This is a genomic window from Paenibacillus sp. WLX1005 (assembly GCF_046603685.1).
Taxonomy (GTDB): Bacteria; Bacillota; Bacilli; order Paenibacillales; family Paenibacillaceae; genus Saccharibacillus.
On record NZ_CP176756.1, the window covers coordinates 5,369,784 to 5,384,832 of the forward strand.

Annotated in this window: 12 protein-coding genes; all 12 read left to right on the plus strand. The window is 48.9% G+C overall.

Annotated features, from left to right (window positions below; all coding sequences use genetic code 11):
• Positions 1 to 150 precede the first annotated feature (150 nt).
• The 12 genes from ACE3MZ_RS22970 (at position 151) to ACE3MZ_RS23025 (ending at position 15,037) form a co-directional block, all read left to right on the plus strand.
• On the plus strand, positions 151 to 2,328 hold the full coding sequence (locus tag ACE3MZ_RS22970) for an NAD-dependent epimerase/dehydratase family protein (protein WP_411344389.1): 2,178 nt from the start codon (positions 151 to 153) through the stop codon (positions 2,326 to 2,328).
• The gene (locus tag ACE3MZ_RS22975; RefSeq protein WP_411344390.1) at positions 2,321 to 3,220 is read left to right on the plus strand and encodes a hypothetical protein; all 900 of its coding nucleotides are present in this window, start codon (positions 2,321 to 2,323) and stop codon (positions 3,218 to 3,220) included. Before ACE3MZ_RS22970 ends, ACE3MZ_RS22975 begins: the two co-directional genes overlap by 8 nt.
• Before the next feature lie 3 nt (positions 3,221 to 3,223).
• A complete protein-coding gene (locus ACE3MZ_RS22980) occupies positions 3,224 to 5,083 on the plus strand; it encodes a DUF2194 domain-containing protein (protein WP_411344391.1) in 1,860 nt (619 codons plus the stop codon).
• The gene (gene pelF, locus ACE3MZ_RS22985) at positions 5,080 to 6,519 is read left to right on the plus strand and encodes a GT4 family glycosyltransferase PelF (protein ID WP_411344392.1); all 1,440 of its coding nucleotides are present in this window, start codon (positions 5,080 to 5,082) and stop codon (positions 6,517 to 6,519) included. Before ACE3MZ_RS22980 ends, pelF begins: the two co-directional genes overlap by 4 nt.
• Entirely contained in the window at positions 6,495 to 7,916 is a 1,422-nt protein-coding gene (gene pelG / locus ACE3MZ_RS22990; protein ID WP_411344393.1) for an exopolysaccharide Pel transporter PelG, read from the plus strand. Before pelF ends, pelG begins: the two co-directional genes overlap by 25 nt.
• A 15-nt stretch (positions 7,917 to 7,931) precedes the next feature.
• Complete coding sequence (locus ACE3MZ_RS22995) at positions 7,932 to 9,638, plus strand: CotH kinase family protein (RefSeq protein WP_411344394.1); 1,707 nt, start codon at positions 7,932 to 7,934, stop codon at positions 9,636 to 9,638.
• Positions 9,628 to 11,328: a CotH kinase family protein gene (locus ACE3MZ_RS23000; RefSeq protein WP_411344395.1), complete on the plus strand. Its 1,701-nt coding sequence runs from the start codon at positions 9,628 to 9,630 to the stop codon at positions 11,326 to 11,328. The genes ACE3MZ_RS22995 and ACE3MZ_RS23000 overlap by 11 nt, the downstream gene beginning before the upstream one ends.
• Before the next feature lie 21 nt (positions 11,329 to 11,349).
• Positions 11,350 to 12,057, plus strand: coding sequence for a polyphosphate polymerase domain-containing protein (locus ACE3MZ_RS23005; protein WP_411344396.1), 708 nt, complete (start codon positions 11,350 to 11,352; stop codon positions 12,055 to 12,057).
• 26 nt (positions 12,058 to 12,083) lie between these two features.
• On the plus strand, positions 12,084 to 12,767 hold the full coding sequence (locus tag ACE3MZ_RS23010) for a DUF4956 domain-containing protein (protein WP_411344397.1): 684 nt from the start codon (positions 12,084 to 12,086) through the stop codon (positions 12,765 to 12,767).
• Positions 12,768 to 13,003: 236 nt separating this feature from the next.
• The gene (locus ACE3MZ_RS23015; RefSeq protein ID WP_411344398.1) at positions 13,004 to 13,369 is read left to right on the plus strand and encodes an XRE family transcriptional regulator; all 366 of its coding nucleotides are present in this window, start codon (positions 13,004 to 13,006) and stop codon (positions 13,367 to 13,369) included.
• 17 nt (positions 13,370 to 13,386) lie between these two features.
• Positions 13,387 to 14,205, plus strand: coding sequence for a hypothetical protein (locus ACE3MZ_RS23020; RefSeq protein WP_411344399.1), 819 nt, complete (start codon positions 13,387 to 13,389; stop codon positions 14,203 to 14,205).
• Positions 14,198 to 15,037: a hypothetical protein gene (locus ACE3MZ_RS23025; RefSeq protein ID WP_411344400.1), complete on the plus strand. Its 840-nt coding sequence runs from the start codon at positions 14,198 to 14,200 to the stop codon at positions 15,035 to 15,037. Before ACE3MZ_RS23020 ends, ACE3MZ_RS23025 begins: the two co-directional genes overlap by 8 nt.
• Positions 15,038 to 15,049: the final 12 nt, after the last annotated feature.

Consider the following 15,049-nt stretch of genomic DNA (forward strand, 5'->3'; position numbering starts at 1 on the left):
TAATCAAATAATATTACTCAAATGTAATAAAATAGTTGTCAAGGTTGCTAACTTACATATAAAATAACAAAACCAATTCCAATTTTATTCGAACGATTGGTCATACTATTTTCATGATAAGCTTTTCATTTTACTCAAGGAGGAGTTCCCTTGCATGTTCTGATCACAGGCGGATACGGATTTATTGGCTCGTTTGTGGCGGAGCGTTTTCACAAAGAAGGACACCAGGTGTATATTATCGACAATCTGGCTTCCGGTCGGAAAGAGAACGTGACCGTCCCGCACAAATTTTACAATCTCGGTGTGGAGGATGAACGCTGTGACGAGATTTTTCACAGCATCAAGCCAGACATTGTCGTTCATCTAGCGGCACAGGTCGATGTAGCGGTATCGATGCGCGAACCACGACAGGATGCGCAAACGAACATTCTCGGTCTGGTCAACATGCTGGAGATGTCCAGCAAATACAATGTCTCCAAATTCATCTTTGCGTCCTCGGCTGCTGTCTACGGTATGAACGAACAGGTGCCGCTAACTGAATTAATGAACACGGAACCGCTATCACCCTACGGCATCAACAAGCTGCTCGGCGAAGTATATTGCAGCAAATGGAATGACATTTACCAGCTCCCTACGCTCTGCTTCCGCTTCTCTAACGTGTACGGACCACGACAGGGAACGATTGGCGAAGGCGGCGTTGTCTCCATCTACATGCAGCAGCTCATGAATCAGCGTGATTTGAATGTATTCGGCGATGGGGAGCAGACGCGTGACTTTATCTATGTGGAGGATGTGGTGGATGGCATTTACCGTGGTGCGATTGGCGAACATACGGGCATCTACAACCTGTCCACCAATACAGAAACAAGTCTGAATGAGCTGATCGGCATTTTGGAGCAGCTGGAGCAGGTACAGGATGTGCATTATCTGGACGCACGCAGCGGTGATATTTACCGTTCGTCACTGGACAACACTCAGATCAAAAAGGATCTGGACTGGCTGCCGCTCTACTCCATTCGCGAAGGCATGGAGAAAACGCACGCCTGGTTCCGCGACCATCATACTCCGGTTGCCGCCGACAGACAGGCAGAGCAATCACAGGACTATCGTCACTGGTTTACCTTGCTTCGACCATATGCGGAGAACTTGCTCGCCTTTGCCCTGATTGTGTTCTTAACCCGCTACGGCTCGCACTGGTCGATCTCAGCGGATATTGATTTTAAGCTTGTTTACATACTTGTACTTGGTGTTGTGTATGGAGCCAGACAGTCGGTCATCTCGGCGGTGCTCTCGTCAGGGCTGTTCTTTTACGAAGCGCTAGCCAATGGTCGTGACTGGCAAAGCATGCTGTATGACCCAGAAGCGTTGTTTATGCTGGCGATCTATCTGTTCTTCGGGCTGGTGGTCGGCTTCGTATCCGACAAGCATAAGCGCGAATCGGTATACATCCACAATGAACTGGCTGCGGAGAAGGAACGCTATACCTTTTTAAGTCATATTTACCGCGATACACGCAAGATCAAGGAAGAATTGCAGCGGCAACTGATTGGCAGCAAGGACAGCATCGGACGCATATATACGATTACGCGTAAGCTGGAAAGTCTGGAATCGGAAGAAGTCATCACCGCCTCGATGGATGTGCTGGAAAATCTGCTCGATACCCGCCATATCTCTATCTATTCGGTAAATGAAAGCAATCATATGCGCCTGCTGGTGCAGTCGCGCCAGTCTGGATTTATGTTACCGAAAACGATTCATCTCGATGACGAACCTCATTTTCGTCAAGTGATCGATACCCGTAACATGTGGATCAACAAGGATATGGAGCCGAACATTCCGATGTATAGTATGCCCGTTGTGCATGATGATCAGGTCATTGCGCTGATCTCACTGCATGAACCGTCATTTGAGCATTTGAATATGAGTTATGAGAACCGCTTCAAGGTGAGTGTCGATATGATCTCCGCCTCGCTGGCACGCGCATTCCGGTATGAAGGTGCGACTCGTCAGGATCGATATGTGGACGATCTGCCGATCTTGAACGAAGCTGCGTTTGCCCAGTTGCTGCGCACGCGTGAGGAAGCGCGCAAGCTGCATAATAGCGACTATAGCCTGCTCATTTTGCAGCGGGAACAGCGTACCTTTAACGAATTGGTCATGCTGGTGGATAGCATCAAGCGTGATTCGGATCATCTCGGCATGCTGAACGGATTGCCCGTGCTGCTGTTGTCTCATGCAACGACCGCGGAAGCACAGCTCGTCATTCAGCGTTTGCATCAGTATGGTGTCAGCGCCGATTTGCAGATGGAGGAAGCGCTCTATGCTTAGTGTACTGCTGGTCTATTACATCCTCGCGATCCTGTACAGCCTTGTACGTTACCGATTCCGGCAGCAATTGGGCGAGGATACCGCTGGCTCTATCACATTCGTTCTGCTGCTGCCGCTGTTCGGTTTGCCATTATCCCTACTGCGCGACGGGCTGCGTTCTGGTTATTTGCGCTTGTCGCGCTCTACCGGTCATCTGCTGGATGAAGTGCAGGACACTCATCATGTACGTGTATTTCGCAGTCTGGATGTGCGCAAGGAGAGCAATCTGGTGCCGCTGGAGGAAGCGTTGCTCGTCAACGATCTATCCAGCCGCCGCCGTCTGATGCTTGATTTTCTAAAGGACGATCCCGGTGCGATGATGCCTCTGTTGGAACAGGCAGTCAGCAACGAGGATACGGAAACGTCCCACTACGCTGTGACCGCTGTTGTCGAGATCAAGCGCAAGCTGACGCTTGGCATCCAGCACTGGTCGGTGCGCTATGGTAGCGGCGAGCATACGCCGGAAGTATTGACCGAATACGCGGAAGTGATTCGGCAGTACATACACAGCGGATTCATGGACAGTCCGACACGCCGCTCGCATCTGTCCACCTATTCTTCTTTGCTTGGTGAGTTGATTGAGATGGATCATGCGGATGAAGAGGTATTTCAGGCGAAGATCGACAGTGAATTGCAATTGCAGCGTCATGATGAAGCGCTACGTTATCAAGTGCTGTTCCATACCAGATTCCCGCATAGCGAGCTGCCTTATCTGGCAGCGTTGAAGCTATATTACGAATTGCAGATGAAGGACGCGTTCTTCGATACGCTGCAATCGCTCAAACAATCTCCAGTGAAAGTATCCCATACGGGCCTGAATGTGATTCGGTACTGGTCGGAAAAAGGTGCGTAATCTATGAAATCATCATTTAAACTCAGTACTCAGGTGTATGTCATGCTCGCCTTTATGTTGGTCATGGCGCTAGGGATTCAGGCAACCCGCTCAGACGCCATTCTGCAATTAAAGGGAGCGCAGAACCATGTCTCCAATCTGTCGCAGCTCAAGCAGGACGAAACGAATGCACTCACAGCCGCTCAAGTTACAACACTACCGCAAGAACGGCGTATGCTGGTGCTGTTCGACGACACCGATCCAGCCAGCACCAAGATTCGTAACAACGCCGATCATATGCTCACCTATATGAAAATCAATCACGATCTGGTGAATGTCAGTACCTTTTCCGGGGAAACGTCCAAGTATAGCGGCGTGATCCTCACCATGTCGAGTCTGGGCAAGCTGCCGGATAACCGCTGGATCGATAGCTATGTACATAATGGCGGCAGTCTTCTGCTCACCTCTATGCCGCAGCTGGATCAAGATCTGTACCAGTATTACCGCAAAATGGGCATCATTGAGCTGGGCGGCTATCTGACCTCTACCGGCTTGGAGCTGACTAGCAATGTGCTGCTAAATGACAAAAATGCGCATTACAGCGCCGCATTGATCCAAAATGGCTCTGTGCGTGTGCGTCTTGGCAAAGACAGCATCGTACACGCCGTCAGTGACGAGCATGTACCGCTACTATGGGAAACGCCGTATGGCAAAGGACGCTTCGTCGTCTTTAACGGCTCTATGTTTCAGGAAAAAACAAGTCGCGGTCTGTTGTCCGGCGCGATGACGCTGATGAATCGGGATGTGATCTACCCGGTACTCAATGTGGCGCTAATGTATATCGATGACTTCCCTGCTCCGATTCCGGCGGGAACAAACGATAAAGTGTACAAAGAATATCACCGCAATACCGTTCGTTTTTACAAAGATATCTGGTGGCCGGATATGCTGAAAATCATGGCAGAGCATAACTTCAAGCTGACTGGTGTCGTTATCCAGACGTACAACAATCAGGTGAAGCCGCCATTCGGGCAATATACCGACGCGGACAGTCTGAATCTGACTCTGTTCGGTCGGGAGCTAATCAAACAGGGCGGAGAAATTGGTATTCACGGGTACAATCACCAATCGCTCACGACCCAATCCCGTATCTCCGACAGCTTCGGTTATAACGTTTGGCCTGATCAGAAAAGTATGGCGGACTCGATTACGACCGTAGCATCGTTTATCCACCAATCGTTCAGCAATTACAAATTAACGACCTATGTACCGCCCTCCAATGCGTTGGATCAGGATGGACGCGAAGCGCTGAAGCGTGCGTGGCCAGATCTAAAGACGATCTCGTCCGTGTACAGTGAAGACCCGGAGAACCGTTCCTATGTACAAGAATTTGAAGTGTCGGCAGATGGCATCGCTGAATTGCCGCGCATTTCGTCCGGCTTTATGACCGACGAGTTCAATGACTGGGCGACCGCCAATGCGATGACTTCGCTCGGCGTCTTTTCCCACTTTGTGCATCCTGATGATATTTTGGACCCGGATCGCAGTCATGCGTATAACTGGGAACAGATGCGTGATATGTTCAATGAATTTATCGACCAGTCGACTGCTCGCTATCCGTGGGTACGTCCCATGACCGCATCGGAAGCGACGGCAGAGCTGCAACGGTATCAGTTAAGCGAACCTCATTTTGTATATGGAAGCAATGAAATTGACGGCTATATTAACCACTACACAGCAGGCTCGCTGTATTATGTACTGCGCACTGACCGCAAGATTACGTCGCAGACCAACTGCCGGGTCACACGAATCGATGACGAATCGTATCTGGTGGAAGTGAATGCTGATACGTTCAAGCTCGGCTTGGGAGGGAATGCACAATGAGAATTTGTATCGTAGCGGAAGGTTCGTATCCGTATGTAACTGGCGGTGTATCCAGTTGGATTCACTCGCTGGCACGCAATATGCCAGAGCATGAATTTGTCATTTATGCGATTGCAGCTGAGCGCAAGCAGCAGGGCAAATTCAAATACACCCTGCCGGACAACATCGTGGAAGTCCGCGAGATCTTCCTTGATGAATATATGCAGCTGGATGGTGAATGGGGGCATCAGCTACGGCTGCATGCACATCAACGGCAGGCGATTACGTCGCTAATCTCCGGTGAAGGGGAGCTGGACTGGCGCCAGATCTTCGATGTGCTATGTGATCGCAAGCTGGGCAATCCGGCTAATTTCCTCATGAGCCGCGATTTCTTCGATATTATGAGCAAGCTGTGTGAGGAGAAGTATGAACAGCTGCCATTCACCGAGATGTTCTGGACGGTGCGCTCGATGATTCTACCACTGCTATTAACAGTGCAAAAGCCGCTACCGGAGGCGGATGTGTACCATGCCGTCTCTACCGGATATGCAGGCGTGCTCGCAAGTCTCGGCAAATATTTGTACAACAAGCCTGTACTGCTGACCGAGCACGGCATCTACTCGCGTGAGCGTGAGGAAGAGATTATCAAAGCGGACTGGGTAGACGGTTATTTCAAAGATATTTGGATTCGATACTTCTATACCCTCTCCACCTGTGCGTATCAGTATGCAGACGAAGTGATTACATTGTTCGGACGCAACCGCGAGATTCAGATCGAACTAGGCTGTGACGAGGAGAAAATTAGTATTGTTCCTAACGGTGTTACCTCCAGCGATTATGTGAATCTGCCAATGAAGCCCGCAGGTGAGCCGATCTATATCGGCGGCATCGTGCGCGTCGTACCGATCAAGGACATCAAGACGATGATCCAGAGCTTCCAGATTGTGAAGCGTCAGGTGCCGCAGGCGAAATTTTTCATTATGGGTCCGTATGAAGAAGACCCCGATTATTATGAGGAATGTCGGTTGATGGTAGAGCTGCTGAAGATTGACGATGTGATCTTCACCGGTAGCATCAATGTCAAAGAATATATCGGACAGATGGATATTCTCGTACTGACCAGCATTAGCGAAGGACAACCACTCGCTGTGCTGGAAGGGCTCGCAGCCGGCAAGCCGATGGTTACGACCGACGTCGGCAGCTGCAAGGAGCTGATCTACGGCAATCATGACGACTTCGGCATAGCTGGAAGCGTTGTGCCTGTCATGAGCTATGAGCGCATTGGCGATGCGATCGTCCAGCTATGCAAAAGCGAAGAGCAACGTCTGCTAATGGGCGAAAATGGACGCAAGCGCGTCAGCAGCCTGTATACGAATCACAACTTTATTTCCAGCTATCAACAGCTGTATCACACGTATGGAGGAGTACAATCATGGCCGGTATCGGTTTCGAATTAAAAAAGCTGTTTGATAAAAGCGGACTGGTCAACAAGGCAAAAGCCTACACCTACTCCTCGCTGATTACGATTGGGCCGATGCTGCTCTGTATCGTGATGGTGGCGGTGTTCAACTGGATGATGCGGCAGGCGGGCGTGGACTTTTTGAATGTAGAATTGTTCCAAAGCTCGGTTATTTACGCGTTTATTTTCTCCTATATTATGAGCAGCATGATGACGATGTATCTGACGCGGGTCAGCTCGGACTTTCTAAATGAAGGGTATCACAATGCGCTGCTGCCCTCACTATACGGCAGTATTCAGATTACGCTAATTGCCGGTGCAATTCCGGCATTGATCTTCCTGATCGTCGCGCCATTGCCGCTGTCGGTGAAGACCGGCTTGTTTCTGCTATTTATGCTGCTCATCATGATCTGGAATCAAGTTGTGTATGTATCAGCGATGAAAAATTTCCGCCGCATCGTAGGTGCCTTTGCCTGCGGAGCGGTCGTGTCGATCGGCGCACTGTCAATCATTCTCTATCTGACGCCGCTGCGCACGGCGTCGTCGGCGCTGTTCTCGTTTGACTCTGGATTTCTAGTGACAGCGGGGATGCTGATGGTGCAGATTGAGCGGTATTTCAAGCCGGGCAAAACGGTATCGAACTTCTCGTTTCTCGCCTTCTTGCGGCGCTATCCGTCGCTCATTGTTATCGGTATTCTGAATGCGGTCGGCTTGTTTGCGCACCAGTTTATCCAGTGGTTCGGGCCGTCAGGCGTTGTGATCAGCGATGCGTTTCTGATGGCGCCGCAGTATGATGTGGCGGTGTTTTGCGCCTTTTTGTCGGCGGTTCCGACGTTGATCGTCTTCGTCGTCTCGCTTGAAACGAGCTTTTATCCCAAATTCCGCAATTATTACGACTATATTCTGTCCAAAGGCTCGATCATGGACATCAACCGGGCGCGGACGGAGATGTATCAGGTGTTGGGGCAGCAGTTTACGCTGATGATGGGGATTCAGATGATTTTCTCGATCATCTCTATCGCCCTCGGCATCCGCTTCCTGCCGCTAATGGGCTTTACGTCCACGCAGATCGATCTGTTCAATCTGCTGGTGATCGGCTATTTTGCCTATATTATTTATAATGTCGTGTCACTGGTGCTGCTGTACTTTGACGATCGCAAAGGGGTGCTGTGGCTGGCGATTGCGTTTCTCGGCATGAACACGGGCTTCACCGCGATCTCGGTATGGCTGAACGATCAAGGCTTTTCATTTTTTGCGGCATCGTTTCTTACGTTGCTGCTGGCGCTGGCACGCATCATCCATGTGCTGAACCATATCAATTACTACACATTCAGCGCTCAACCACTGGTCGCGCGTCAGACCGAGAATCGCTTCGGCCCGCTGCTGAAGCGCTAGCAAGAGGAGGACGTCATGAAGATGTATATCAAAGCTTCGCTGCTGCTAACCGGTGTGCTAGGTATGGTCATTATCGCGGGCTGTCAACATGAGACACCGCTGCCTGCCATCGCTACCAACACCGGCACAGCCGAAGCGGCAGCCACTTATCATCCGCGGCTGGAAGACAATGTGACCGTCTACAAGGGCGATACACAGGATACGGCGATCGACTTTTACCTGACGATTACGAAGGACAATCTGACCGCCGAATCGCCGCAAAGCTGGAACGGTCTGAATGAGATTACACTGCCGGAACATAACACCGCTGACAAAGGTGTCAATGCCATCATTCAGGAGGGCAATAGCAAAGGCCCGACGCAGGGCAAATTCGGCTATGACACCAAACAGCCGAACGCCTTCGTCAAGCTACGTGGTAAATCGACGCTCAGCTCGCACCAAAAAGCATATAAAATCAGCCTGTACAAGGACGCTGGCGAATGGCGCAGTCAGTCTACGATCAATCTGGTGAAAAGCGCCTATGATTTTAGCCGGATGCGCAATAAGCTCAGCTATGATCTGTTTCAGGGCATACCGGACTTTACCAGTCTGCGTACGCAGTATGTGCATCTGCATGTCAAAGATCTGACTGCGGCAAGCACATCGTCGTCATGGCAAGATTACGGACTGTACACGCAGGTAGAGCAGCCGAACCGCAGCTTCCTAAAATCGCATGGGCTTGATCCGAACGGACAATTGTACAAGGCGTCCAATTTTGAATTTTACCGATATCCAGATCAGCTCAAGCTGACAAGTGACCCTGCCTACAAGCAAGCAAACTTTGAATCGGTGCTGGAAATCAAGGGCAGTTCCGATCATACCAAGCTGCTCAAGATGCTAGACGATCTGAACGATACGACGCAAGATTTTGATACGGTTTTTGACAAATATTTTGACCGTGATAACTTCCTCACATGGATGGCGATCAATATTCTGACCGACAATATCGATACCCAGACGCAGAACTTCATGCTGTATTCGCCGCTCAATTCCAACACATGGTACTTCCTGCCGTGGGACTATGACGGCGCATGGGGCTTTTACGATGACGATACAGCGCGGCGCGCTCCGTGGAAAGCTGGTCTGGCGAACTACTGGGGCAGTCAGTTGCAAAATCGCTTTTTCAAAAACCCGGACAATGTGCAGGCGTTGCAAGACAAGATCAAGCAGTTACAATCCGTCTTCAATCGTGCCAATACCGAAAAGCATGTGGATATGTATCGCCACATCACCGAATCGTTTGTCTACACAATGCCCGACCTTGGCAATCTGCCAGAGCCAATTGAGAATTACAAGCACGAGGTCGATCATCTGATGGACATTCCCGAGGAATCAGTAGCACGGTTTGAAAAGATGCTGCAATACCCAATGCCATTCTTCATGGGCGATGTACAGCAAACCGGTGAACAGCTAACATTCCGCTGGGACAACTCATACGATTTGCAGGCAGACGATATTACATACCGCTTCCTCATCTCTCGCTCGCCCAATCTGACCAATCCGCTGCAACGTCAGGCTGCGCTCAAAGCCAACGAAGTGAACGTCAGCGGTCTGACGCCGGGGCGTTATTATTGGAGCGTGACAGCAGTAGACAGTCAGCAGCATGAGATGCCCGCCTTTGACATTTATGAGGATCTGGACAATGTGAATCATTATGGGGTGCGTGAATTTTATGTCAAATAAACCGTGGTCAAGGCTTAGCGTGCTGGCACTGCTGCTTCTGCTGACTGGTTGTAGCATCCCATCTGGGTGGATGCCGTGGGATCTGCACGACAACCGGAGCGACCGACAGCAAAGTGCCTACGCAGCGGGCAAGCTAGCAGACAACAGCGCCGTCTATGACAGCGATCCGCAGAATGTGATCACGAATCTGTACGTAACGATTATGCACCAGAATCTGGATCGCAAAACTCCGTACAGCTGGCGCGATCTGAACGGCATCAACCAACCACAAGACGATGACGGACGCTCGCTGGATGCTATTTTCCAAGAGGGCGACGATACTGGTCCCGTGCATGGCATGTTCGGCTATTCGGATTATCAGGTGAACAGCTCCATCTCCCTGCGCGGCACAGATTCGGTCAAATCGGCGCAGAAATCGTACAAGATCAAGCTGAACGGACAGGCTGGCGCGTGGCGCGATCAGTCCACCATCAATCTGGTCAAATCTGTCGGTGATCTGACGCGGCTGCGCAACAAGCTAAGCTTCGACTATATCCGCTCCTTGCCGGACATGGTAAGTATGCGTACCAGCTTTGTCCGTCTGCATGTCAAAGACCTATCGCGTGACGATGCGGTCGATGAATTTACCGATTACGGATTGTATACGCAGATTGAACAGCCAAACAAGGCGTTTCTGCGGGCGCATGGATTGGATTCCAGCGGTTCCCTGTATAAGGCGGAGAACTTTACTTTTGACCGCAGCCCGAACGCGCTGAAGCTGGAGGACGATCCTGCCTTTGACAAATCCAAGTTTCAGGATGTGCTACAAATCAAGGGTAGCCGGGATCATCAGAAATTATTGAACATGTTAGACGAGCTGAACGGCGCTACAGAGGAGCAGTGGGATGCCGTGTTTCATCAGCATTTTGACGAGAATAATTTCCTGACATGGCTGGCGACCAATATTCTCATGGATCAGAGCAAGGCTGCTTCGGACAATTACCTGCTCTACTCGCCAACCGAATCGGACAAATGGTTCTTCATCCCGTGGGATTACGACGATGCGTGGGGACGTACACCGACTAAGGAACGCGCACCGTGGCAGCACGGTCTTGCCGCCTACTGGCAAAACCGCCTGGTGCAGCAGTATTTTCATGAACCAGGGCATGTACAGCAATTGCAGGATAAGCTAGACGAACTACGCAAGATCATCACCCCGGAGCAAACAAAGCAAACAATCGCCGCCTATCGCAAAGTGATCGATCCCGTACTGGAGCAATCCGGCGATCCCGGTTATCTGCCCGGTACACTGGATGATCGCAATGCCGAGTTGCAAACATTGCCGGATATGAGTGAGCAGAGTGCGCAGGCATTTGTCCAAGGATTGCAAGCGCCGATGCCATTTTCCCTGCATGAACCACAGACGCGTAATGGCGCGCTTCACTTGAGCTGGGATGCTTCCTACGATCTACAGCATGAACCGCTAACATACAAGCTCACCATCTCTCGCAGTCCGGCGATGCGTCAGCCGCTCATGCAGATCGATACCGGATCGAATACCGAAGCAGAGATAGAATCACTGGAAAGCGGACGCTACTTCTGGACGGTCACGGCTACGGACAAGAGCGGTCATACTGCCATACCGTACGATGTCTACACAGATATTGACGACATCGTGTACTACGGAGTGCGCCAATGGTATGTGCAATAAGCAGGAAAGGGGACAATACACTTGCGCTTTGACAACAAACGTCTTCGGCATGAGCTGAAGTATTATATCGCACCAAACGAATACGAAGGATTACGCCGCCGCGTAGCAACCGTGATGCGGCTGGATCGCAATTCTACCGATCGTGACGGCTATCATATCCGCAGTCTGTATTTTGACAATATTCAGGAAACCGCGCTGTTCGATAAAAACAACGGTGCCTTTCGCCGCAAAAAGTACCGCATCCGCATCTACAACAAAAGCGATGCCGTCATCAAGCTGGAACGCAAAAGCAAATACAACGAATTCACCGCCAAAGAATCGGCGGCGATCACTAGAGAGCAATTCGATCAGATTATGCATGGCGATACGCGTTTTCTGCTGGATTCTGGCAATTTGCTCATGCGCGACTTTTACTACGATATGCTGCACGGTCAGCTCAAACCAGCGGTCGTGGTCGATTATGTGCGCGAAGCTTACATTTACCCAGTGAGCGATGTGCGCATTACATTCGACAAGTATCTGTGTGCGGGCGTGCAGTCCTTTGACATTTTCGATCCAGATCTGGTGACGATGGAATCCGTCGACGGTCCACGCCAGATTCTCGAAGTGAAGTACAACCAATTTCTGCCGGATTTTATTAAGCATCTGGTGCAATTATCCTCGCACAACCGCTCCACCATCTCCAAATATGTACTGTGCAAGGAACGACAAAAAGTGTTTACAGGCTGACGCCAGCCTGAAGGGGGATAACCATAATGAATGAAACAACGAATTTTAGCGATGTGATCAAAAAAAGCTTTCTCCAACTCGATTCGTTCAATCAGGTTTCGTTTATCGAGATGTTCTGGAGCCTTCTGATCGCCTTCGGTCTGGGGATGCTGATCTACTGGGTGTATCGCAAATGCTATCGCGGTGTCGTATACAGCCATAACTACAACGTCTCGTTTGTCCTGATGACAATCATCACGGCGCTGATCATTATGACCATCAGCAGCAATATCGTGCTATCGCTTGGTATGGTCGGCGCGCTTAGTATCGTGCGTTTCCGTACTGCGGTGAAGGACCCGATGGACATCATGTTCATGTTCTGGTCGATCTCCGTTGGGATCGCTACGGGTGCGACACTATACGCCTTTGCCATCGTCGGCTCGATTGTAATCACGCTCGTCATCTTCTTCATGGCACGCCGTCAGAACAGCGATGCACCGTATTTGCTCGTGATTCATTTCGATGATGAAGCTGCCGAGCCAGTGAAGATTGCACTACGCAAGCTGAAATACGTACTCAAGTCCAAAACCGTACGCAAACATGTGACCGAGATGACGGTCGAGATTCGTCTGAAAGACCCGGATAATACGCAGTTTATTAATGAGCTGTCAAATGTGAACGGGGTGTCGGATGTAGTGCTGGTGAGTTATAACGGGGATTATGCGCAGTAATTGTTGATACAGGTGAATCCATGCTTATTGTAGATGCCATACGGTAAAGAATGATTAGAAATACGATTGGCTCGCTGGATACCCTCTATAGTAATTAAGTAAGGCTGTTGGAAGGCACGGGAGGTAATGCCCTGAACTTCGACAGCCTTTTTTACATTTTGTAAAAATAATTTTTACTATCATAAAAATATAAATGATATACTTTTACTATACTTAAAAGAGGAGGTGTTTGACCAATGACAGAATTTTTCTCTCAGCAGCAGCATATTGCTCAAAATCTGACTGCCTTTATCCGTCTGAAAGGATATTCCAAATTGTCCTTTTCCAAATTGACAGGAATCTCTCGTCCCACTGTAGATCAAATTCTAAAAAGTGAAAGTCCCAATCCGACCCTCTACAATCAGCAGATTGCCAAAATCACGCAGACGTTTCAGCTACCTGATGATTATTTGTTGCGAAATCAACCGGAACTACTGCCGACTTCCCATTCTCCATACGCTTTTTCGGATCATGCAAAAGGAAGCGAGCGAACCCCGGAAGCTAAAGAACTGCTGGAAGGATTAGATCATATCCTTGATCTCTATTCGATGTATATCAAGTAAGGAGGTGTCTACGTGCTATGCGAATAACTAGCGAAAATCTGGATGTAACGATTCAACGCAATCAGCAAATTGCCCGCGAAGTGGAGCAGCATATTCAATATATAGAGACTCGCATTATCAAATGGAAATACCTGCCGGTTGAGCAGCAAGCATTGGAGATTCTAAAGGAACATCATCTCATCGAACTGCCCATTCCCGATGAAGATTGGGGCGGCGCTATTCGCACATTTGCCAATGGTCGTATCGTTCCGATTATCAATACCGCACAACCGCGTGTGTATCAGTATTTTATTTACTGGCATGAAGTTTTTCATGTAACTGAATATGAAGAAATGCAGCAGCATACGAAGGATTATGCTATTTTTACCGAATTTGATCTTAACGAACGCAAAGCCGATTATTTTGCCAGTCAAATGATTTTCGGACAATCTGATCTATACGATTATTATCATTCGCTTCAATATGACGACTTTCATGTCAATATTGCACATTGCATCAAATCGTTCAAAGCGCCGTACAAAGCCGTTCTTATTCAGTTGTATCAAAGCGCTAGCCAACAGCGTAATGAGTCATTAAAAGCTATAATCAAAGCCAATTTTGATACCCGACTTACAACTGAACAATGGTCACATCTGTTTCAGCAATATTCTTTGGACGACAGTCTGATCAAACCGTCCTTCGTACTGAATCTGTCGCCAATCAAGTCCGCCATTCAGACGGAGATCAAGCAGCACCCCGACGTAGCAATGTATAGAGAAAATCTGGATTATGTAAAGCAATGGGAAGCAACGTATACGATCATCCAGCGGAAACTAAAGGAGCAGTCCAATGGGTAATTACAGCCAAATCGATACCATATTGAGAAATGCTACGCATGCCAAAATTCTACTACTAGATAACAACAATCTGCAATTTTACTATCAATACGAAGATGTACTGCCTAAGTCTGAAATGTTTGCACCATATGATCTCGTGCTTATTCCGGGATGGGTGCAAGCAGAATATGCTCATCATGCGAGAAAATCGAACTATATATCGAATATACCAGTCCCAACTTATGTTATTGATGAGTTTGAAGATTATCTGCCTCTGCTGGAATACAGTGATCTGAAATTATTAGCGCTGTTCCGACTTAGTTCTGTCCATTCGGAAGCACTCCAATTTTTTGGACGGTATCGCCATCTTCATGCCGAAGAATTGCCGGATGACTGGCTGGAGCAATTTTATGATCATGGTTTCACTACAAAACAGACGAACACACGTATCACCAAGAAAAATGCGGGCGAAGTTTCGCTGGTCACTTTATGCTTTTGCTTGTTGCATCACTACCACACGCAAATTCAACATCTCACAATTGCTTCGACAGACTTTGGCATTATAAAGATCAAAGATAGAGTGTTACAAGAATCGCAATACGCTCCCTTTTATGGCTGCTTTTCCGCTCATCCACCGATTTCTTTTTTGAGCACCGATGTATCCATCTATCGCGCGGTGAAACAAGGAACGCTGGCGATACAGGATATCCCGCGTCTTCGACCTAATCCTAAGTCTGCTCAATACATACAGCATCATGCAGATTATACTTCAACCCTTCATAGTCATGTGCTCACGTTAGATCAGTTTATAGTCATATGCAATGACACGGACAACTATACTTTTATTTTTTAGATCATTCCTTCC